Origin of the sequence: Paenarthrobacter sp. FR1 (genome assembly GCF_051106045.1) — a bacterium.
GTDB lineage: Bacteria > Actinomycetota > Actinomycetes > Actinomycetales > Micrococcaceae > Arthrobacter > Arthrobacter nitroguajacolicus_A.
On sequence record NZ_JBPFSF010000001.1, the window covers coordinates 956,575 to 976,935 of the forward strand.

Here is a 20,361-nt window from a genome sequence, read left to right on the forward strand (position 1 = left end):
CAACTTGTCAGCCAGGTTTCGCCGACTGGATTGCACCCGCCCGTTATTCGACTGGCTCTCCGGCTTCGTCGGCCCTTTTGAAGTCGCGGCGGATGTTGGCAATGCCTTCAGGGTCGATTTCGAAGCCGAACTCGCTTCCGGGATTGATCACCATGCCCAGTTCATCCCCAATGTTGCCGAGGATCGCTGAACCCATGGTGCCCAGGACGTGCGGGGCCGCTTCGAGGAAACGCTCATCCACGCGGCTGGGGTGGCTGAAAACCGCCAGGACAGGCTGGCCGTCGGCATTCGAGAGCACCAACGGCTCCACGGAGGAATCAGGGCCGTCCACAGCTTCAGAGCTGACAAGGTAAACCTCGTTGTTCAGGAAGGCGAGGATGACGTCCACCGGGTTCGCGTCCGGCTGTTCGGCCAAAGCGAGCTTCGCTTCGAGGTCGTTCAAAGGTTCGTTGTCCGGAGAAACCGTCTGTTCAGTCATGGTTCTACTCGACCACGATGCAGGCCGGGACGCAATTCACGAAAGCAATCCCGGCCGGCATTGATGCTACTTCTTGGCTGCGGTCTTCCTCGCCGGGGCCTTGCGGGTAGTGGTCCGCTTGACCGGTCCTTTGGCGCGCTTTTCCGCCAAAAGTTCGACGGCGCGTTCCCGAGTCAGTTCCTCCAGCGAGGTGGAACGCGGGACCGTAATGTTGGTGACGCCGTCGGTGATGTACGGGCCGAAACGGCCTTCCTTCACCACGATGTTCTTCTCCGAGACAGGGTCCGGGCCGAACTCTGCCAGCGGCGGGACCGAGGCACGTGCGCCGCGCTGCTTGGGCTGCGAGTAGATCTCCAGGGCCTGTTCCAGCGTGATGGTGAAGATTTCCTCTTCGGATCCGATGGACCGGGAGTCCGTACCCTTTTTCAGGTACGGCCCAAAGCGACCATTCTGCACGGTGATCGGGTTGCCGTCCGCATCCTCGCCGAGGACCCGGGGCAAGCTCATCAGTTGCAGGGCCTCGTCCAGGGTTACTGTATCCACGGTCATGGACTTGAACAGCGAACCCGTTCGCGGCTTGGCTTTTACAGGCTTCTTCGGTGGCTTGGGCTTGCCGTTCTTGTAGTACTCCACCGGCTGGTTGGCCAACTGTTCCTCGGTCATCTCCGGGATGATCTCGGTGACGTAGGCACCGTAGCGGCCGTTCTTGGCGACAACCGTGTGGCCCGTGTGCGGATCAGTACCCAACACCCGCTCCTCGGGGGCTGCGGTCTCCATGAGTTCCTTGGCCTTCGCAGCCGTGAGCTCGTCCGGGGCAAGTTCCTCGGGGACGTTGGCCCGTGCGGACTCAACCACCTCGCCGGTCTTCTCGTCCACTGTGGGAATGGAGCTTTCAAGGTACGGGCCGAACTTTCCGACACGCAGCGTGATGCCCTCGGCAATGGGCACGGAGTTGATCTCCCGGGCATCGATTTCGCCGAGGTTGTTAACGATGCTCAGCAGGCCGGGGTCTGCGTCTTCACCGTAGTAGAAGTGCTTGAGCCAGGCAGCACCGACGGCCTGGCCGTTGGCGATCTTGTCCAGGTCACCTTCCATATCTGCGGTGAACTCGTAGTCCACGTAGTCGGTGAAGTGCTGCTCCAAGAGGCGGATAACAGAGAATGCGATCCAGCTGGGAACCAAAGCGGAGCCCTGCTTACGGACATAGCCACGGTCCTGGATGGTGGAAATGGTGGACGCGTAGGTGGACGGACGGCCGATGCCCCGCTTTTCCAACTCAGCGGTCAGCGACGCTTCCGTGTAGCGCGGCGGCGGCGACGTTTCGTGGCCGACGGCCACGATGTCCGAAGCCGTGAGGGAATCATCCTTGGCAACGTTCGGAAGGCGACGGGCTTCGTCGGATTCGTCGTCCCCACGGCTCTCGTCCTTGCCCTCTTCATAGGCTGCAAGGAAGCCGGGGAAGGTGATGACCGTACCGGAAGCCGAGAACTCGGCGTCGCGTCCGTCAGCGGCCACTGCACCGAGGCGGATAGTGGCAGTAGAACCCTTGGCGTCAGCCATCTGGGAAGCGACCGTACGCTTCCAGATGAGCTCGTAGAGTCGGAACTCGTCGCCGCTCAGTTGCTTGGCAACCTGAGCCGGGGTCCGGAAAGAGTCACCAGCAGGACGGATGGCTTCGTGGGCTTCCTGGGCGTTGGCAGCCTTGTTGGCGTAGACGCGTGGGCTCTGGGGCACATACTCGGGACCATAGAGTTCAGCGGCCTGACGGCGGGATGCTGTGAGGGCCTCGTCGCTCAACGCCGATGAGTCGGTACGCATATAAGTGATGTAGCCGTTTTCATACAGGCGCTGGGCAACCTGCATGGTGCTCTTCGACGAGAAGCGGAGCTTACGGCCGGCTTCCTGCTGCAGGGTGGACGTGGTGAACGGCGCTGCGGGGCGGCGGGTGTAAGGCTTGGTATCTACCGAGCGGACGCGGAAATCAGCGTTCTCCAGGCCGGCGGCCAACGACGTCGCCAGTTCCTCGTTGAGGTGAACCACGTTGGAGGAGGTGAGCTGGCCGTTGTCGTTGAAATCGCGGCCGCTGGCAACCTTGGCGCCATCCACAGCGGCGAGCTTGGCTTTGAACGAGCCTGAGCCTGCACCGAACTGGCCTGTCAGGTCCCAGTAGGACGCTGCCCGGAAAGCCATGCGTTCACGTTCGCGGTCAACCACCATGCGAGTGACCACGGACTGCACACGGCCCGCTGAGAGTCCGCGGGCTACCTTGCGCCACAGGACGGGGGAGATTTCATAGCCGTAAAGGCGGTCCAGGATGCGGCGCGTCTCCTGGGCATCCACCAAGGCGGTATCAACGTCGCGCAGGTTGTCCATGGCGCGGTGGATGGCTTCCTTGGTGATTTCACCGAAGGTCATGCGGTAAACGGGAACCTTGGGCTTCAGGACCTCCAGGAGGTGCCACGCGATGGCCTCGCCTTCGCGGTCCCCATCGGTTGCGAGATAGAGCGCATCAGCGTCTTTCAGCTGAGCCTTGAGCTCGGCAACCTTTTTCTTCTTGTCCGGGGAAACAACGTAGTACGGCTTGAAGTCGTTTTCGACATCTACCGCGAACTTGCCCAGCGAGGTCTTCTTCAGTTCGGCAGGGAGGTCCGAGGGCTGCGGGAGATCCCGGATGTGGCCGATCGAAGCCTCGACGATGAAGCCCTCGCCAAGATACTTGGCGATGGTCTTGCTCTTGGCGGGAGACTCCACGATCACGAGTTTCTTGCCGGTTTTTGCCTTGCTGGGCACGGTGCTCCTACAGAAAAAATGTGTATTTGGGCTGCTGCCCATATTGGCCTAGTTCACCATAGTTTGCAGAATCCTGCGTTGTGGTGCGGAAACCAGGACGGACATTCGACGGCCCGGCGGGGCAGTTACTGACCGGGTGCTACGCGGTCATCCGGGATCATTGACCACAAGGTTGCCACACGTTCGGCCCCTTCGGGTATCTGAGTGGGATCCTCAAGTTCGTACTCCCGTACTACCTCACGGATTCTGTCCAAAAGTTCCCTGCGCTGTGGGTTGGTCAGGTACAGCAAGTTGCTGGAGAGGACAACCGCTGCCGGTTCTTCCCCGGTCTCCCCCCGTTGACGGCGTTCCCCGCGGGCCTTGGCGAAAGCGGAAGCCCGGCGCCGGAAGGCATCCAGCTCCAGATCCACCACGGCTATCTCGGGACTGGCAACGCTGCCTCCCGAGATGGTGAAGTCCGTTCCGGCAGCTTTCCAGCGACGCTCCCGGGCATCGCCGGCGTTCTCGGCCGGAGCCACGATCCCCCACTTTTGGAGGGCCCGAAGGTGGTAGCTCATGGCACTGGGCGTGAGACCGGTCCTGGCAGCGAGTTCCGTGGCTGTGTGGCTGACCTGCGTGGCGTAGAGCTCGGAGATGACCTCGATCCGGGCAGCGTGCGCTAATGCCCGGATAGCCTTGGGATCAGTGATCTCAACGGTCTTCTCGGCACGCTTCCGCCGAGGAACGTCGCCTGACGCCTGGGATGTTTCATTGTTCGCAGTCACTTCATCAGTGTAGTCAGGGTCACTTCCCGGAGGTCCGGTGTTTGATGAGCGCGGCGCCGCATCCCGGATCATGCGCTGACCTGCGCCGGGTCCGGGAGCAGGAACCCCTCCAGGACCAGGTTGGTGACATCGCGGAACAGCCCCTCACGGAAGGCAGCTTCATCGAAATCTTCGCCACCGCCCAGGAGTGCCACCAGTGCCGAGACGATCTGCTGAACGGACAACTCGCCATCGCAGGCCGAGACGAAGCCGGCGAGCTCTGTGCTCAGCAGGTTGGTTCGACGAAGACCAGCGCCCTGCCGCAGGAGGATGACTCCGGGATGGACTGCCCCTGGGCGCTGGTGCCGTTCCTCAGTGACGTCCTCCGCCACCACCAGATGCGCACCCTGTATTGGATGGGCCGCCAACCAATCGGCTCGTTCCACGGCGGCGCCCAAGTGCGGGCCGATGGGCTGCTCGATGGGGTAGGTGATTTCCTCGAAACGGTTGATCACGGCCGAGTGCCCGGATTCCGGGCGGCGCAGCCAGACCATGCCGAAGCCAATACCATCCACGTTTCTCGACGCGAAATCACGCAGGTAAGCGGCGTACGACTCCTTATATTGCTCACCTTCACGGTTCTGCGAGGCGTCCTGCAGCCAGGTCTCCGCGTACTGCTCAGGTCCCACCTGTTCCCGTTGGATGAACCAGATGTCCAGGCCAGAGCCCTGGAGCCATGCTGTGGGCCGGTCCTTCCAGGCCGTTCCCGACGCAATCTCCCAATTGCCCAGCATCTGGGCCGTGCCACCCGGCGCGAGGACCCCGGCGAGGGACTGGATGAGGGAAGAGACGATCTCGTCGCCGGGAAGTCCACCGTCGCGGTAGGTGAATTGCTCGGATGACGATTCACCTCCTGTGCGCGGCGTGATCACGAAAGGCGGATTGGACACGACCAGACCGAACTTTTCGCCCGCAACTGGTTCCAGGAGCGAGCCCAGCCGGAGGCTCACCCGCTTCTCCAAATCATGGGGGTCCAGCCCCAGCTCTGCTGCGTTCAGCAGCAGGTTGAAGCGGGTGAAGGCGAGGGCCCGAGCGGAAATGTCCGTGGCCGTCACATGCTCGCAGTGGTGCAAGAGATGGAATGTCTGGATGCCGCATCCCGTTCCCAAGTCCAGGGCACGCTCGGTGTGCTGCCGGAACGTGGTTTGGACCAACGTGGTGGATGCCCGCCCAATTCCCAGGACGTGATCATGCCGCAGGACTCCCGGCTGCTGGTGGGCTGCGAGGTCGCTGGCAACCCAGAGTTCCGCCCCGCCGGTGCCATCCGTGTTGGCGTCCCAACCATAAGGGCGCAGGTCAACCTTGGCCCGGACGACTCCCGAGTCCACTGTGACCAAGCCCAGTTCCGCAAGCCCTTGCGTTCGTATGCCGGGAAGGGCCGCGTCCATGTCGATGACGGACTGTGGGACCGCGAGCAGCCAGAGGCGGACAACCGCTGCCAGCGACCTCATGGCTGTGTCCTTGGAATCTGCCAGCCGCTCACTGGCAAGGAGTGCCGGAACGAGTTGGTCCCTGCCGAGTGCCTCCGAGGCGGCCTCTCCCAGATGTTCCGCCACACCGTCCACCGTGTAGGAGACGGCACGAAGGTCCGCGGCGAGCGCCAAGAGCAGCTGGGGATGGTCGCTGCGGGGGGCATCGTCAATATTGCCGGCGGTAAACAAAGAAGGTGTGTCAGTCACCTTGCAAGTGTAGGGGCGGCACAGGGGCCCGTGGATCCTTTGGTCTGCGGTATGTGGACAAAGACCCGCCCCGGAAACCGGTAGCGTTGGAATCATGCTCAACTTCTCCACCACAAGGCGCCGAGCGGGCCTTGTTGCCATCACTGCGGCGACACTGCTGGGAGTCTGCGCCTGCCAGCCGCAGGCCAACATCGCGGACGCGGACGTCCCCGCGTGGAAGGAAAAGGTCCTCCCGGCGGCCACAGGCCCGGTTCTGGAAGACTCCGGCAAGATCCTCAACCGGGACCCGCTGACCAAGGAAGCGTCCAGCGTGCCTGCCGGGAACTACACACTCACCATGGCGTGCGACGGAGGCGGCAAGGCGTACTTCGCAGTGTCTTCGGACGGCAACAAGGTGGCCGACGCAGCCGCAGCGTGCAACGGCAGCCTCGATGTGGTGAAGATCAAGGTACAGGGCAGCGGTCCCCTCAGTATCTCCACCAGCAGCGTCGATGCCCCATTGATCTTCGCCTATCACCTCGTACCAACAGCGAGCTAGAACGTCACCACCGCCTCCCCGGAAATCCCTTCAGCCATCGGCTGCACGGGCGTAAAGTCAGTGCATGGGCAGCAAGGCAGCTCGCTCGGCAAGGTCGCAGCGGCTGGCGAGGGCCGCCGTCGGACTTCTCATTGTGATGTGCGGCAGCATGACGGCGTGCGAATACACCTACGACGACGACGGCAGGCCGGAGGCCAGCCCCACGTCAACAGCGGGCAATGTGGTTCTTCCGCCCGACCCTGCGCTGGAGCAGACAGTCACCGGCGATGCCCTGGACGAGTGGGCAAAATCGGCGTTGCCCGAATCGCAAGGGCAGTCGTTCTACTCCAGCAGTGGCTACCTTAACCCTGGCGAGTCCAAGTCTGAGCAAACCGTCCAGTTGCCCGGTGGGACCTATGCGGTGACGTTGGCGTGCCGTGGGACACGCAGGGTGATGTTCGCCGTCAAAGTGGGCGAGGCAGAGCTCGTGGACTTGACGCTGGGGTGCGCCAACGCGCGGGTGAGCGTGGTGCAACTGGAGACAGACGCCGTGCTGTCCATCACCGTCGGGTCCAGGTCGGACGCCAACTTCGCTTACAGGGTGAGCAGGCTCTGAAGCCCCTAGGCGGCTTCGCAGCCTCCGGGGCATCGCAGCGTCTCAGGGCTGGAAGCGCACTCCGCACAGTAAAGGGTCAACGTGCGGCAGCTGAGATTGGAGCAGTTCTCGAATTTATTGGTGGGCGCCGCGCAACGGACGCATTCTCCGATGGTCTTCGCGTCCTCGCTGAACTCCACGTGCATGCGCTTGTCGAACACATAGAGGGAGCCCTCCCAAAGGCCCTTGTCCTTGAACGTTTCGCCGTAGCGAACGATCCCGCCGTCCAGTTGGTAAACCTCTTTGAAGCCTCTGTTGACCATCAAGCTGGACAGCACTTCGCAGCGGATGCCCCCCGTGCAGTAGGTGACGACCGGTTTGTCCTTGAGGTCGTCGTACTTCCCCGAATCGAGTTCCTTGATGAAGTCGTGGGTGGTGTCCACATCCGGAACGATCGCGTCCTTGAACTTGCCAATCTGGGCCTCGAACGCGTTGCGGCCGTCGAAGAACACCACATCTTCGCCACTGGACTTCTTGGCGTCCACCAGGGCGTGGAGTTCCTCGGGTTGCAGGTGCTTGCCGCCCCCGACAACGCCGTTGTCGTCCACCTTCAACTCACCGGGAGCCCCGAACGACACGATTTCATCGCGGACCTTGACGCTGAGGCGCGGGAAGTCCGCGGCGCTGCCTTCGGACCATTTGAAGTCGATGCCGTGGAAACCCCGATATTCGCGCGTCGTCTTCACATACTGCTTCATGTTGTTCAGCTCGCCACCCACAGTGGCGTTGATGCCATCCTTCGAGATAAGGATCCGGCCGGTGAGTCCCAACTTTTCGCACAGGGCGCGCTGCCACAGACGCACGGCGTCGGGGTCGGCGATCGGGGTAAAGCCATAGAAGAGCACAATTCGGTTCAAAGCCACTATTCAAGGGTACTGGGTGCAGTAAAATCCACCTCTGCCGGGGGCGCCGGATGCCCTCGCGAGTGAAGAAGTCACAATTCCATAAGCAACGATCCTTCGGCTGACTACGCTCTGTTGCTTCACCGGGTGCTGGCATAGTCTCTCTACATGAGTCCAGATGCCTTGGTTGAAGACATTGCGCACCTCTTGGAAGTCTGGGTAGCCGGTTGGTCCGGTTGCCGCGGCTATCAGTCACGCCAAGAAGGACGCTTCCCTGCCGCTCTTCGCGCCGACAAGACCGGTGATTGGGAGTATTTCGCCCATGACCCCTCGGACGAAGAGTTCACCGCCTTGGCGGCCAAGACCGCAGAAGCCCCCACCCGGATCCTGACGGTCCTCACCAACGACGTCCAACGGTACAAGTACCTGGCTGAACAGCACGGGCTCACGGTGACATCGGCTTCGCAAACCATGATGATCGTGGACATGGAAACCCAGGACGCCGAAGATCCATGGCTCCCGGACGACGATCTCGAACTTGCCACCTCGGAAGCGAACGGAGTCCATCACGCCGTGGTCCACTCCGGTGAACAAGTTGCCGCCAGCGGCCGGGTGTTCGTGGTGGACGGCACCGCGGTCTTCGACAAGATCGTCACTGAACCACAGTTCCAACGGCGCGGCTTGGGCAGCTTCATCATGAAGGCCCTCGCTGCCCAGGCTTTCTCGCACGACGTCGAAAACGGGCTTCTCCTGGCATCCTTGGACGGCCAGAAGCTCTACTCCCATCTTGGCTGGGACGTGGTCTGCCACGTGCTCATGATGTCGGTCAGCGGCGCGGAAGGATCAGATCTCTCGGGGGCCTGAGAAGCGCCGCTCCGCGGCCATGTTCGACGGCGGTGCCCACGGGCGCCGCCGTTTGCGGCGGTGCCCACGGGCGCCGCCGTTTGCGTGCCCGCACAGTGACAGAATGATTCGGTGGCTGTACCAAATTCGCTGATCTCCATGCTGGGCCGGACTCCGGACCCGGAGCAGCTGCGCCATGTCCACACGATCCCTGCCCGAAAAGCCGTCAACGAACCGTGGCCTGGCTGGGTGCACCCGGACGTCGTGGCGGCCTACGGATCGCTGGGCATCCACGAACCCTATAGACACCAGATCCAGGCCGCGGAGCTCGCCCATTCCGGCCAGCACGTAGTCATCGCTACCGGAACCGCTTCCGGCAAATCGCTCGCCTACCAGCTCCCCGCCTTGGACGCGATCCACCGCTCGGAGCTGCGGGTCCTGTCCGATCCCGGGAAAATCCACGACGACGGCGCGGTCACCCTGTACCTGTCCCCTACGAAAGCCCTGGCAGCGGACCAGCTCGCAGCCATCCGCTCGCTGAAGTTGCCAACCGTGCGGGCGGAAACTTACGACGGCGACACCGACGTTTCGTCGCGCCGTTGGATCCGTGACCACGCCAATTTCATCCTGGCCAACCCGGACATGCTGCACTTCGGCATCCTTCCCAACCACACGTGGTGGGCGAGGTTCTTCCGGAGGCTGCGGTACGTGATCGTGGACGAGGCCCACAGTTACCGCGGCGTGTTTGGCTCGCATGTGGCCAACCTGATGCGCCGGCTGCGCCGGATCTGCGCCTACTACGGCGCAGGGACGTCCTTCCCTGAGCCGATATTCATTGCTGCTTCCGCCACGGCATCCGACCCCGGAGTTTCCTTCGGGAGGCTGATCGGGGCCCCCGTCCGGGAGGTTTCCGAAGACTGTTCTCCACACGGCTCCACCACCGTGGCTTTCTGGGAGCCCGCGCTGACTGACGTCAAGGGTGAAAATGGAGCCAAACAGCGCAGGACAGCCGTGGCCGAAACCGCGGACATCCTGGCCAACCTTGTTTCGTCCCGCGTCAGGACCATCGCCTTCATCAAGTCCCGACGAGGGGCGGAGTCCATTGCGTCCATCACCAAAAGACTGCTGGACGAGGTTGACCCCAGCCTTCCGGGCCGAGTGGCGGCCTATCGATCCGGCTATCTGCCGGAAGAACGGCGCGCCCTGGAGCAAGCTTTGAGGTCCGGTCAGCTGCTGGGGGTCTCCAGCACCTCTGCCCTTGAATTGGGCATCGATATCTCGGGGCTTGATGCCGTGCTGGTGGCTGGCTGGCCGGGTACCCGCGCGTCGCTCTTCCAGCAGATCGGCCGGGCAGGGCGGGCAGGCCAAGACGCCATCGCTGCCTTCGTGGCCAGCGACGACCCCTTGGACACCTATCTGGTGAACCATCCGGAAGCGATCTTCGACGTGTCCGTGGAAGCCACCGTCTTCGATCCGGGCAATCCCTACGTCCTGGGGCCGCACCTTTGCGCGGCCGCGGCCGAGTTGCCTATCGGACCGGCGGAGCTGGAACTCTTCGGTCCCACCGCCGAGGGCCTCCTGGACCGCTTGGTGGTCCAGGGATATCTGCGCAAGCGGCCCGCGGGGTGGTTCTGGACCCATCCCGAGAGCGCTGCCGGGATGGTGAACCTCCGGGCAGATGGTGGTGGTCCGGTGAGCATAGTCGACGCCGAGACAGGGTCCCTCCTGGGAACCATGGACTCGCCACAGACGCACTATCAAGCACACACGGGTGCCATCTACGTCCATCAAGGCGAGAGCTACCTGGTGGAGGACCTGAACGAAGCGGACCATTGCGTGATGGTCAGGCGAGTGAACCCCGACTTCTACACCACGGCACGGGACGTGACCCAGATCGAAGTATTGGAAACGTCGCGCTCGGTCCAATGGGGTGACATCACCGTGCATTTCGGCGACGTCAAAGTGACCACCCAAGTAGTCTCCTTCCAGAGAAAAGCCTTGATTTCGAATGAGATCCTCGGTGAGGAACCGCTGGAACTCGGTGCCCGCGACCTCTTTACCAAGGCCGTTTGGTTCGTGGTGGACAACCGTTCACTGCATGGGGCCGGGCTGGTGGAAGCCCAGTTTCCTGGTGCGCTGCATGCCGCTGAACATGCCGCCATCGGCCTCCTCCCCTTGGTGGCATCCAGCGACCGCTGGGACATCGGCGGCGTGTCGACCGCTCTGCATGCTGACACCGGGGTGCCCACGATCTTTGTCTACGATGGCCACCCTGGCGGCGCCGGATTCGCTGAACGGGGTTTCGAGAAGGCCAAGATATGGTTGACGGCCACACGTGAGGCCATCAAAGCCTGCGAATGCGACGCCGGCTGCCCGTCCTGCGTTCAGTCCCCCAAATGCGGCAACAAGAACAACCCGTTGGACAAGGCAGCCGCCATCACTCTCCTTGGCGTATTGCTGAAGGACGCGGTCTAACCGACGCTGTGCCGAAGCGAGCAGCCGCGGCTACGGCGGCTTACGGAGGCGGCCCCGCACGCGCCTTGCCGCTGGCAACACCCCACTGGAAAGGGTGTGCCAGTTCCGTCGCAACTTCCACCTCCTCCCCGCCGACTACGGTGCAGGAAGAGAGTTTCGCCTGGTGGCGTCCCGCTACGTCCGCGGCCACGGCACACGGGTCTCCGGGAGTGAGGCCCCGAGCGGCATCGGCCCCGGCCAGTGCTGCGAGATCTGCGGCGGTGGCAGCACGGGTCCCCATGGCCGCGGCCTGCGCGAGGAGAACCACCACAACCAGCAACGCCATCACGACGGCGCCCAATGTCAGCGCCAGAACCGTCCCGGACCCGCGGTCGGGAGGGGAAGCCGGCAGCACATCGTTCACGGCGTACCGGCCTCTCCCCTGGCAGACGCAAATGCTGTCAGCTTCCACGGGATAAGGTGCCCCAGTGCTCCCCCGACAGGTGACGAAGCCGTCACAGTGAGCCATTCGCCGTCGTGGGTCTGGGTTGAACTCGCTCCCTCTCCGGCAAGGCGTTTGACGATCCCGTCCACCGAAGCGGGTGCCTCGCCCCTGGCAGAAGCACGTGCTCCGGCCCTGGCCGCTTCTTCCAACCGCAGCTGGGTGATGCCCGCAGCGCCGCCTGCCAGCAGGAATGCCAAAAGTAGAATCAAAGCTGGCAAAGCGACGGCGAACTCAGCGGTGACCGCACCCCGTTCCTTACCGCCATGGGAGGCTCTCCAGCGGGCAGGCAGCACGTACGTCATGGCAAGGACAGTGCCGTGCGGATCAGGTTGAGCAGGAAACCCCGGACTTCCTCGCTGCGAAGGATGACCACCAGCAAGCCCGCGAGGCCTACCGCGGCAAGGGTGGCGATAGCGTACTCGGCCGTGGCCATGCCCAGTTCGGAGCCCATCAGCTTGGTCCTGGCGCTTGCCCTTGTCCAGAAGCCATCGTCCTGAAGTCGCCCGTCCTCGAACTCCTCAAGGTCCTCTAAGCCGGGTTCGTACTGCCCCGGTTCATACTGCCCAAGTTCGTACTGCCCGGGTTCGTCCCCAAGATCGAATTGCTCGAGATCGTTTTGTTCCAACTGGTACTCGGAGAGTTCGTATTGCTGGGTTGTCATCGGTATCCCGGAGGAAGCCTCAGGGACTTCAGCCGGCCGGTCCTGGGGCACATCACTGAGAGGGTCGGGAAGTGTAGTGGACAGTGTTTTCACGGGTGGAGTTCCTTTCATATATGCCAGCGCTTTCGCCGGCTGGTTCGACTCTTCCGTGCCGCAAAGAGCCCCGAAAGTGAGGGATCACGTCAAGTGGATAAACCACTGTGCGCTCCGGATGTGGAGGGAAAGTGGTCAGCTGTCACAGCTCAACCGGAGGGAAGCATCGCAATCAGTACGGGGACGATGCCAAGGCAGATGAAGGCCGGCAAGGAGCACAAGCCCAGAGGAACCACAAGTTTCACGCCCAAGGCAGCCGCCCGCTTCTCCGCGGCGCGAAATTGCTCGCGCCTCTCCCTGGCGGCCTGCGCGTACAGAATGGCCGCCGAAGGGGCCCCTGTCAGGGCAGCGAAAGCCAGTGCATCCTTCAACCGCACGACTTCGGTGGCGTGTTTGGTGGGCGCCCGCCAAGCGGTTTCCCAGTCGACGCCAATCGCCAGCGCGGCCACCACGGGCCTCAGCGACTGGCTGATTGGAGGCGCGGCGCACCGGGCAATGAGTTCCAACGCCCGGCCTATTCCAGCCCCGGCATCAAGCATTGACGCCATCAGCTCCAGCATCATCGCTGTATCGCGAAGACCGTCGGGAAGGTGCAACGGTTCCCTGACCTCCACTGCGACGCCGGGCCGTCGCGAAGAGTAGTCCGGCGCGGTGTCATCCCCGCTGCCTCCACCAAACCTGGACCTCACCCGCGCCGGCAAGGCGAAACCAACGAATGCAGCCAATGCCAGGACGGCCATCATTGTGAGGATCCAGACTCCAGCCATCAGACACCTCCGGAAGCGGACACCACCAGGCGTGATGACCAAACCCGTCCGGCCACCGTCAGCAGGAGCCCGGCACCAAGAGTGGCAACACCCCAGATGTTGTCCAGGAGGATTCCCAACGGATCAACCCCCAGGGCCATCCCCAGCACCAACCCGAACACCGGCAGCCACGACAACAGCCGAACGGTTGCCTTGGGCCCTGCGAGCGCCGTCTGCCGTGCGGCTTCAGCGTCCTCTTCGGCTTCCAGCTGGGCTGCGAATCGAGCGAGGAGATCGGCAAGGGGACACCCGCTGGTTTCGGCCACCTCCAGGCAGGCGGCCATCTCCATCCACACACGACGCTCCGAACTGCCACGACGGCGAAACACTTTTCCCGCCGCCCCACGGATCGCTTGAGCCGGTGAGCCTCCTACTGCCGGCGCTGCCCGTACCGCGGCGAGGACCTTCAGGGATTCTTCGGAGAGCCGGGCCGGGCTTTCCGCCGCTACGCGCGGGCCGCCGTCCATGGTCGCCTGGAAGCCGTGGACAAGCCACAGCTCCTCCCAGAGCCTGGAAGATCCCCTTCCACCCCGCAACAGCGCCGCGATTTGCTGCACCAACACCACCAAGGACAAAGGCTCAGTCCGCTGCCGCCGCGAGAGAGCAAGCAGCGGACGGCGATGGGCAACCTCGCCCCCATCGACGGGCGCATTACCCAAGCTCATCCGAACCCGCGGGCCGTCAGCGCGGAGGCCCCGGAGGTGCAACCAGGCCGCAAGAGCAGTAACAAGGACCAGACCGATGATCAAGGTTCTTGTCCCGTGCCTGCTGACGGACCAAAGTCCGGCAGCCTGTGCTGCGGGGCCGGCCCTGCCGCCGGGGGTGAGGCCAAGGAAAGCCTGGCGGCCAGGTCCTGCCACGCCGGACCCCGGGTCATCCCCGACGGACTCCAGCAGAGGGCATTCACCACCTTCTGGCCCTCGTTGCCGTCTGCCAGTACGCCGATGGATGCAATTCTCCGTCCAGACTGGGTTCGGTCGACGTGAATCACTACGTCCAAAGCGTTGGAGACCTGCAAACGCACGGCCTCAGCGCTCAACCCTGCGAGCGCCCCGAGAGCAACCAATCGTGCCGGCACAGCTTCGGCCGTATTGGCATGGATGGTGCCGCCGCCACCCGTGTGCCCCGTGTTGAGTGCGGTCAGCAGTTCACGGACCTCAGCGCCACGGCATTCACCGACGATGAGCCTGTCCGGCCGCATACGCAAAGCCTGGCGGACCAATTCACCGAGGTCCAGCGCACCTCCGCCCTCAAGATTCCCGTGCCGCGATTCAAGAGTCACCACGTGTGGGTGGACGGGGTTGAGCTCGGCAGCGTCCTCGATCAGGACAAGCCGCTCCTTCGGGTGGCTCAGGCCGAGCATGGTGGACAACAGGGTTGTCTTGCCGGAACCAGTGGCCCCGCTGATCAGGAAACTGAGCTTCCGCGCCATGATGGCCCGGAGTACCACCTCGACAGGCTCTGAAAACATGGCGCTCTCCCTCAGCTCAGCCAGAGTGAACACTGCTTCACGTCGGATGCGGATGGACAGCAAAGTGCCTGCGGTGGATATCGGTGCGAGGACAGCGTGTACGCGATAGCCACCGTTCAGTCGGACGTCCACGCAGGGAGAGCCGTCGTCCAATCGACGGCCGCCGGCTGAAACCAGCCGACCAGCAAGCGACCTGATGTGTTGTTCAGAGTCGAAGTAAACGGCCGAGCGTTCCAACCCGTTCCCGCGATCCAACCAGACAGAATCCGGACCGTTGACGAAGATGTCAGTCACAGCGGGATCGTGGGCCAGTTGCTGCAGGGGTCCCAGCCCATTCAACTCGGCATTGATGGATTCCACTGCCTCCAACGCCCCGGCCGTGCCCAGCAACCGGCCGCTGGCTTGGACGGCGGCTGCGACTGTGGACGGTGTCACAGGACCGCTGCCCGCGAGCACCGACTCCCGTACAGTCTCAAGGAGAACGGAGTCCAACCGGCGGCCCTGCCGGCGCCGATCTCCTTCGGCAAATCTGTTCACTGGAAGGCTCCGTTCAACTCCAGCACGTCATCCGCAAAACGGATCACGGGCTTTCGGCGGCCGAGTTCCAGCAACCGGCCAGCCTCGGTGCCAGCTGCCACACCCCGTAACTCCGGGATAATGCCCAACAACGGCAATCCGAGGGACTCCGCGATGAACGGAGCATCCACGGAGGAAGCACCGCCCCCACGGACCAGCAGCCCGGCGTCTACCGGTGGGAGTTCGTTCAGGAGGTGCGCTGCCGCCACGGCGGATTTGAGGTTGGGCGTAGCGAGCAGCACTATCCTGTCGCAGTCCCATGCGAAAGTCCTCAGTCCCTCACCACAGCGCCCAATGTCGACCACGATGAGTTCGAAGCTCCGGCGTGCGGCATCCATGACCGCGGCGTGGGCGCCCGCATCAGGGACATGAACCGGTTCCCGCGTCCCGGGCCATGACAGGTAGGCGAAGCCCCCGGCCATGGGCAGGGAATCCCGGAATTGGGTGGGATCAATGCTGCCCCGTGTCTCGGAGAAGTCGGGCCACCGTAGGCCTGGGACGTCGTCGGCCGTAACGGCCAGTTCCAATCCGCCGCCCCAAGGATCACCATCGATGAGCATGGTGCTGATGCCGTGGCCGGCCGCAGCCTGGGCGAGCCAAATTGAGGCGGTGGTGGCTCCTGCTCCGCCCGAACCCCCGATGATTCCCAGAACGGTCCCCCCGAGGTCGGGAGAGCCGGACATGCTGAGGTGTTCCGCCAACCATGCGGCAGCCTCGGGCAGGACTGCGACCCGCTCGGCTCCAAGTGTCGCCGCCAACCGCCATAAGCCGTCCCCTTCTGTGGCTTTTCCCAGCAGCACAGAGGGGACCCTTCTCCTCGGCGGCAATTCGCGGACATCGCTGCCCACCAAAACGACGTCCGCGCTGTCCCATCCGGGGGAGGCCCCTGTCACGTCCGTGGCCGTCCGCAACGTTCCCCCTGCGGCCGCGACTATCCGTTTGGCTTCCTCCTGAAAATAGGCGTCGCCGGAGACGAGAAGGATCTCCGCGGCATTGTGCGGCACCCATGATCCATCCGTCCCCACCTCGGCTGCTTCGCTGCTGGTTTGTCTGTGTCGACTTTGTCTGTCTCGACGATCTCGCTTGCCCATCCACCCAGAATGGTTCGAACAGTGGACCCGCGTAAGGAAGCAAGAGGGCTATGTGGACAAGCAGTCGATAGCCAGCTGTGTGGAGGACAAGTTGTCCGGCCGCGGCGGGTTTGAGAACCACGCCACCCCAGCGAACCACACACCCCAGCGAACCACGCCACCCCAGCACACAAGGCAGAATGGAGACCATGTACTTGCTGCTCGCCGCCCACCCGGAAGGCGCAGCCATACAGAGGATCTCCCCCACCGGAAAAGCTACGGCTGACGCACGCGTTGTCACCCGGGGCGAGCTGGCCGGCGTCGTGCGTGAATTCGAAGCCCAGCGGCCCCGCTGGGTGTGGCATCGTGCCCAGGACTGGTACCCCGAACTGCTCGCGCAAGGCATCGAACTGGAACGCTGCCATGACCTCGCACTGTGCGGAGCCATCCTGGCTCATTCTGAATTCACGGCGCACACCGACTACGCCAGGCACGCGGTCAAGCTCACCCAGGACGATGACGCATCACCGCCCCGTGCCCTTCAGCCCCCACCGCCGCCGGCCGATCAAGGTGCCCTCTTCGAGGACATCGCGCCGAAGAATCCCAAAGCAGGGCTGGCTGAGCTCAAAGAGGAGTTCGCGGCCCAGCAACACGCGGTCTCACAGGTCGCCACGGACCAGCAGCAAAAACAACGCCTTCAATTGCTGCTGGCCGCTGAATCAGCGTGCGCCATCATTGCCGTTGAGATGCAGCATGCTGGTGTCCCGTGGCGCGAGGAACTGCATCAGCAGATCCTCGCCGAGGTCTTGGGTACCCGGCCACCCCTGGGGCACAGGCCCCCGGCCCTTGAGGTTCTGTGCGCCGAACTCAGGAGCATCCTCAACTCCCCCAGCCTGAACCCGGACTCGCCCCAAGACCTCATGCGTGCCCTGCACCGCAATGGGATCGAGGTCAAGAGCACCCGCCAATGGGAGCTCCAGGAATCCAAACACCCGGCCATCCAGCCACTGCTGGCGTACAAGAAGCTCTCCCGGCTGCACACCGCCAACGGCTGGGCCTGGCTGGATGCGTGGGTCAGGGACGGGCGGTTCCACCCTGAGTACGTCGTGGGCGGCGTGGTGTCCGGGAGGTGGGCGTCGAGGGGCGGTGGTGCCCTGCAGATTCCACGCAACATCCGGGCCGCGGTCCATGCCAACCCGGGCCACAAGCTCATCGTCGCCGACGCCTCCCAACTGGAACCGCGGGTCCTGGTGGCATTGGCCCAAGACACCAAGATGGCCGAGGCCGCACGGGACAAGGACCTCTACGCAGGCATCGCGGCACAGGGATTCGGTGGCGACCGGGCGAAGGCGAAGATTGCCCTGCTCGGTGCCATCTACGGCGCTACCACTGGCGAATCGGGCAGGCTCATGCCGCAGCTCACGCGTACCTATCCGCGCGCCGTGGGGTTCGTTGAGCAGGCAGCCCGCGAGGGCGAGGCCGGGCGAACAGTAACTACGCGCCTCGGTCGAAGCAGCCCGCCTCCGTCAGCTGGCTGGTTGCGCGGCCAGCAATCCACCACCGCGGAGGAGCAGCGCCGGGCGGACAACCTGGCCCGCTCACGGGGCCGCTTCACCCGAAACTTCGTGGTCCAGGGCTCGGCAGCTGAGTGGGCAGCATGCTGGTTGGCAGAATTACGACGGCGCCTGCGGGCCTTGCGTGCCGAGGGCGCACCGTCCGGGGAACTCGTCTTCTTCCTGCACGACGAAGTGATGGTTCATGCGCCTGACGTCGCCGTGGATGCCTGCATCCGTGCCATCGAGGAGGCGGCGACTGCCGCGAAGGAACTGATGTTCGGGAGGATACCGGTGGAGTTTCCGGTGAGCGTGGCCGTCGTCGATTCCTACGACAAGGCGAAATAGCACCAACACGGACGACTATCCAGTCATATCTCGCCATATGAGCCGGAATGAACCTCCTGTGACGGGTACCGCCCAGTAACTGGTGGTTGATCCGAGGTTCTGGATACTTTCACTATGTGGACGCGGTTCGCCGTTCCATGTCTGTATGCAAGGAAGCATCCATAGGGGGAAGAAGCGATGGCTGGCAGGTTTGAAATTCTCAAGGACAACGACGAAGGGTTCCGGTTCCGCCTCACCGCGGCCGATGGCACTGTCGTGGCCGAATCACCCACGTTCACGCACCTCGAAGGCGTCATTGCCGGCATCAACGCCGTGCGGGAGAACGCTGCCACAGGACTGATCGTGGACCGTTCGGCGACGGGCCGTAAGGCCGCCTGACAGGGAACGTCCGGGGGCCGGGCCGCGCGGCACCTAGAGGTCGATGTCCCGCAATTTGTCTTGATCCCAGGGGACCGTCCATCCCAGCTCGTCGAAGAGACCGCTCAGGACCATGCCGGTGAAGCCCCAGACCAGCACGCCGTTAACAGTGAAGCCCGGGCTGGTGTACGTGCGCCCAAAGCGCGTGATGGTGGCGGTGACCCGGTTGACAGGATCAAGGAGGTCGCGGACCGGGACCCTGAAGACCTGCGCCGACTCTGCATAGTCCACTACCCGAACAGGCGACGGCGCATCCCACCACGCCAGCACGGGTGTCACACGGAAATTGCTGCGGATAAGTCCGAGTTCCGGAATCACTCCCAGCACCCGTACACCCTCCGCGTCCAGGCCGGTTTCTTCCACCGCTTCACGAAGTGCCGCGGCCACCACTGAATCGTCTTCGGGGTCGACGCTGCCACCAGGGAACGCCACCTGCCCTGGATGATCGTCCAGGGTGTGGGCCCGCTCAAGGAGGAGAACGTCGAGGTCGGCGGGGGCGATGGGTCGACCCGACTCGGCAGGAACGTTATCCAGCACGCCGAACAGCATCAGGACTGCGGCCGGGCGGTTGGTTTCCGGGCTGACTGGAAGCCGCTCCCACAGGGCCGAGTGCTGCTGCTGGCCTGCTTCAAAGCGGCTCACCAAGGCGGACAGTTCCTCGAGCGCGGTCACCCGGGCCTCCTTTGCGATTCCATGCGGATCTCTGCGGCCCGGTGCGTCTCCGCCAGGAGTTGCTCAAGCAAGGCCTCGTTGCCCGGGGCGAGCTCGTATTTCAACAGCTTGGCCGCCTTGACCGGATCCGTCTCGCCATCGCCGTAGCTCGGGCACAGGCTGGCCACCGGGCAAGCTCCACAAGCGGGCTTCCTGGAGTGGCAGATCCTGCGTCCGTGGAACACTACACGGTGCGAAAGCATGGTCCAGTCCCTTGGCTCGAAGAGCTCAGCGACGTCGAACTCGATTTTCACCGGGTCATCGGATGCCGTCCACCCAAAGCGGCGGGCCAATCGTCCGAAGTGGGTGTCCACCGTGATCCCAGGGACACCGAAGGCATTTCCCAGGACCACGTTGGCGGTCTTGCGTCCGACGCCGGGCAGCGTGACCAGATCTTCAAGCCGTCCCGGGACCTCGCCGTCGAATTCGTCCACCAGCCGGGTGCTGAGCGCCAACACATTGCGCGCTTTGGCCCTGAAGAAGCCTGTGGGTTGGAGGATCGTCTCCAATTCCGCCGGGTCTGCTTCAGCCAACGCTTTTGCGTCCGGATAGCGGGCAAACAGGATCTTGGTGACTTGGTTGACCGCCACGTCGGTTGTCTGCGCCGAGAGGACCGTAGCCACCACCAGTTCAAATGGATTCCTGAAGTCGAGCTCCGCATGCGCATACGGATACTTGTCGGCAAGAACCCTGTTGATCTTGCGTGCCCGTCGTTTGAGTGCGAGCAGCGAACCAGCTTCAGCGATGGCCACGGTGTCCCTGCCTAGCCGCGTTCGATGTTGCTGAGCTCCCGAAGAACCCCAACCTTGCCGTCGGTGTCCTGGACCAGGAATTCATGGCCGCGGTCCTCGAGTGCCAGCACCCAACCGCCGGGTTCAATGGTGAAGGAGGGGAGGCCCGTGTGTTCGTCGTACGCAGTCCGCGGCTGGGCGACGGCGAACCAGAAGGCCTCATAGGCAGGCGAGTCCGATTCCTCCGGACGGCTTGCGGGGTCCACGGTGGCACCGATGGTGTCGCTCACCTTGCGGGTGTCGCCCGAGACAATCGGCGTCGCCATGGTGGCAGCCCACGGTTGTTGCGCTGTCGGCT

At 63.6% G+C, this 20,361-nt stretch carries 20 protein-coding genes; 6 read left to right on the forward strand and 14 right to left on the reverse strand.

What is annotated here, in order from left to right; genetic code table 11:
* Positions 1-43 precede the first annotated feature (43 nt).
* The 4 genes from ACR30Z_RS04430 to ACR30Z_RS04445 all read right to left on the reverse strand — a co-directional run bounded on the left by ACR30Z_RS04430 (position 44) and on the right by ACR30Z_RS04445 (position 5,750).
* Complete coding sequence (locus ACR30Z_RS04430) at positions 44-478, reverse strand: SseB family protein (protein WP_144653005.1); 435 nt, start codon at positions 476-478, stop codon at positions 44-46.
* A 66-nt stretch (positions 479-544) separates the two neighbouring features.
* On the reverse strand, positions 545-3,268 hold the full coding sequence (topA, locus tag ACR30Z_RS04435) for a type I DNA topoisomerase (RefSeq protein WP_144653006.1): 2,724 nt from the start codon (positions 3,266-3,268) through the stop codon (positions 545-547).
* A gap of 125 nt (positions 3,269-3,393) precedes the next feature.
* Complete coding sequence (locus tag ACR30Z_RS04440) at positions 3,394-4,104, reverse strand: ArsR/SmtB family transcription factor (protein WP_434371343.1); 711 nt, start codon at positions 4,102-4,104, stop codon at positions 3,394-3,396.
* Positions 4,101-5,750 (reverse strand): DUF7059 domain-containing protein, encoded by a 1,650-nt coding sequence (locus tag ACR30Z_RS04445; protein ID WP_434371344.1) that lies wholly within the window; start codon positions 5,748-5,750, stop codon positions 4,101-4,103. The genes ACR30Z_RS04440 and ACR30Z_RS04445 overlap by 4 nt, the downstream gene beginning before the upstream one ends.
* 94 nt (positions 5,751-5,844) lie before the next feature.
* Here ACR30Z_RS04445 and ACR30Z_RS04450 point away from each other — a divergent pair, with 94 nt between their 5' ends.
* Positions 5,845-6,288 (forward strand): hypothetical protein, encoded by a 444-nt coding sequence (locus ACR30Z_RS04450; protein WP_434371345.1) that lies wholly within the window; start codon positions 5,845-5,847, stop codon positions 6,286-6,288.
* Between the two features lie 64 nt (positions 6,289-6,352).
* The gene (locus ACR30Z_RS04455; protein WP_434371346.1) at positions 6,353-6,883 is read left to right on the forward strand and encodes a hypothetical protein; all 531 of its coding nucleotides are present in this window, start codon (positions 6,353-6,355) and stop codon (positions 6,881-6,883) included.
* Positions 6,884-6,888: 5 nt separating this feature from the next.
* Here ACR30Z_RS04455 and ACR30Z_RS04460 read toward each other — a convergent pair whose 3' ends face one another.
* Positions 6,889-7,785 carry a rhodanese-related sulfurtransferase gene (locus tag ACR30Z_RS04460; protein WP_434371347.1) on the reverse strand — a complete coding sequence of 299 codons (897 nt, stop codon included), beginning with the start codon at positions 7,783-7,785 and terminating at the stop codon, positions 6,889-6,891.
* Positions 7,786-7,932: 147 nt separating this feature from the next.
* Here ACR30Z_RS04460 and ACR30Z_RS04465 point away from each other — a divergent pair, with 147 nt between their 5' ends.
* Together ACR30Z_RS04465 and ACR30Z_RS04470 are read left to right on the forward strand one after the other, a co-directional pair.
* Positions 7,933-8,628, forward strand: a complete 696-nt coding sequence (locus tag ACR30Z_RS04465; RefSeq protein ID WP_144653012.1) for a GNAT family N-acetyltransferase — start codon at positions 7,933-7,935, stop codon at positions 8,626-8,628.
* A 138-nt stretch (positions 8,629-8,766) separates the two neighbouring features.
* On the forward strand, positions 8,767-11,082 hold the full coding sequence (locus ACR30Z_RS04470; protein ID WP_434371389.1) for a DEAD/DEAH box helicase: 2,316 nt from the start codon (positions 8,767-8,769) through the stop codon (positions 11,080-11,082).
* 40 nt (positions 11,083-11,122) lie between these two features.
* Here ACR30Z_RS04470 and ACR30Z_RS04475 read toward each other — a convergent pair whose 3' ends face one another.
* From ACR30Z_RS04475 to ssd, 7 genes are all read right to left on the reverse strand, one after another.
* A complete protein-coding gene (locus ACR30Z_RS04475; RefSeq protein WP_434371348.1) occupies positions 11,123-11,485 on the reverse strand; it encodes an Rv3654c family TadE-like protein in 363 nt (120 codons plus the stop codon).
* On the reverse strand, positions 11,482-11,868 hold the full coding sequence (locus ACR30Z_RS04480) for a TadE family type IV pilus minor pilin (RefSeq protein WP_434371349.1): 387 nt from the start codon (positions 11,866-11,868) through the stop codon (positions 11,482-11,484). Before ACR30Z_RS04480 ends, ACR30Z_RS04475 begins: the two co-directional genes overlap by 4 nt.
* A complete protein-coding gene (locus ACR30Z_RS04485) occupies positions 11,865-12,227 on the reverse strand; it encodes a DUF4244 domain-containing protein (RefSeq protein WP_434371350.1) in 363 nt (120 codons plus the stop codon). The genes ACR30Z_RS04480 and ACR30Z_RS04485 overlap by 4 nt, the downstream gene beginning before the upstream one ends.
* Positions 12,228-12,469: 242 nt before the next feature.
* The gene (locus ACR30Z_RS04490) at positions 12,470-13,087 is read right to left on the reverse strand and encodes a type II secretion system F family protein (protein WP_434371351.1); all 618 of its coding nucleotides are present in this window, start codon (positions 13,085-13,087) and stop codon (positions 12,470-12,472) included.
* Positions 13,087-13,791 (reverse strand): type II secretion system F family protein, encoded by a 705-nt coding sequence (locus ACR30Z_RS04495; protein WP_434371352.1) that lies wholly within the window; start codon positions 13,789-13,791, stop codon positions 13,087-13,089. Before ACR30Z_RS04495 ends, ACR30Z_RS04490 begins: the two co-directional genes overlap by 1 nt.
* Before the next feature lie 80 nt (positions 13,792-13,871).
* Positions 13,872-15,134, reverse strand: coding sequence for a TadA family conjugal transfer-associated ATPase (locus ACR30Z_RS04500; protein WP_434371353.1), 1,263 nt, complete (start codon positions 15,132-15,134; stop codon positions 13,872-13,874).
* A complete protein-coding gene (gene ssd, locus ACR30Z_RS04505; RefSeq protein ID WP_434371354.1) occupies positions 15,131-16,177 on the reverse strand; it encodes a septum site-determining protein Ssd in 1,047 nt (348 codons plus the stop codon). The genes ACR30Z_RS04500 and ssd overlap by 4 nt, the downstream gene beginning before the upstream one ends.
* Before the next feature lie 275 nt (positions 16,178-16,452).
* On the opposite strand from ssd, the gene ACR30Z_RS04510 reads away from it, so the two are divergent.
* Together ACR30Z_RS04510 and ACR30Z_RS04515 are read left to right on the forward strand one after the other, a co-directional pair.
* A complete protein-coding gene (locus ACR30Z_RS04510; RefSeq protein WP_434371355.1) occupies positions 16,453-18,144 on the forward strand; it encodes a bifunctional 3'-5' exonuclease/DNA polymerase in 1,692 nt (563 codons plus the stop codon).
* A gap of 177 nt (positions 18,145-18,321) precedes the next feature.
* The gene (locus ACR30Z_RS04515; protein WP_144653021.1) at positions 18,322-18,522 is read left to right on the forward strand and encodes a YegP family protein; all 201 of its coding nucleotides are present in this window, start codon (positions 18,322-18,324) and stop codon (positions 18,520-18,522) included.
* A 33-nt stretch (positions 18,523-18,555) separates the two neighbouring features.
* On the opposite strand, the gene ACR30Z_RS04520 is transcribed toward ACR30Z_RS04515, so the two are convergent.
* Positions 18,556-19,233 carry an NUDIX hydrolase gene (locus ACR30Z_RS04520; protein WP_144653022.1) on the reverse strand — a complete coding sequence of 226 codons (678 nt, stop codon included), beginning with the start codon at positions 19,231-19,233 and terminating at the stop codon, positions 18,556-18,558.
* Positions 19,230-20,024, reverse strand: coding sequence for an endonuclease III (gene nth / locus ACR30Z_RS04525; RefSeq protein ID WP_144653023.1), 795 nt, complete (start codon positions 20,022-20,024; stop codon positions 19,230-19,232). Before nth ends, ACR30Z_RS04520 begins: the two co-directional genes overlap by 4 nt.
* Positions 20,025-20,361 lie beyond the last annotated feature (337 nt).

Excerpts from the sequence above, each read along its gene's own strand:
- ACR30Z_RS04510 (WP_434371355.1), top strand. The coding sequence starts at position 16,453 with ATGTACTTGCTGCTCGCCGCCCACCCGGAAGGCGCAGCCATACAGAGG.
- ACR30Z_RS04515 (WP_144653021.1), top strand. The coding sequence starts at position 18,322 with ATGGCTGGCAGGTTTGAAATTCTCAAGGACAACGACGAAGGGTTCCGG.
- ACR30Z_RS04465 (WP_144653012.1), top strand. The coding sequence starts at position 7,933 with ATGAGTCCAGATGCCTTGGTTGAAGACATTGCGCACCTCTTGGAAGTC.
- ACR30Z_RS04495 (WP_434371352.1), bottom strand. The coding sequence starts at position 13,791 with ATGAGCTTGGGTAATGCGCCCGTCGATGGGGGCGAGGTTGCCCATCGC.
- ACR30Z_RS04455 (WP_434371346.1), top strand. The coding sequence starts at position 6,353 with ATGGGCAGCAAGGCAGCTCGCTCGGCAAGGTCGCAGCGGCTGGCGAGG.
- ACR30Z_RS04480 (WP_434371349.1), bottom strand. The coding sequence starts at position 11,868 with ATGACGTACGTGCTGCCTGCCCGCTGGAGAGCCTCCCATGGCGGTAAG.
- ACR30Z_RS04440 (WP_434371343.1), bottom strand. The coding sequence starts at position 4,104 with ATGATCCGGGATGCGGCGCCGCGCTCATCAAACACCGGACCTCCGGGA.
- ACR30Z_RS04490 (WP_434371351.1), bottom strand. The coding sequence starts at position 13,087 with ATGGCTGGAGTCTGGATCCTCACAATGATGGCCGTCCTGGCATTGGCT.
- ACR30Z_RS04430 (WP_144653005.1), bottom strand. The coding sequence starts at position 478 with ATGACTGAACAGACGGTTTCTCCGGACAACGAACCTTTGAACGACCTC.
- ACR30Z_RS04485 (WP_434371350.1), bottom strand. The coding sequence starts at position 12,227 with ATGACAACCCAGCAATACGAACTCTCCGAGTACCAGTTGGAACAAAAC.
- ACR30Z_RS04470 (WP_434371389.1), top strand. The coding sequence starts at position 8,767 with ATGCTGGGCCGGACTCCGGACCCGGAGCAGCTGCGCCATGTCCACACG.
- ACR30Z_RS04450 (WP_434371345.1), top strand. The coding sequence starts at position 5,845 with ATGCTCAACTTCTCCACCACAAGGCGCCGAGCGGGCCTTGTTGCCATC.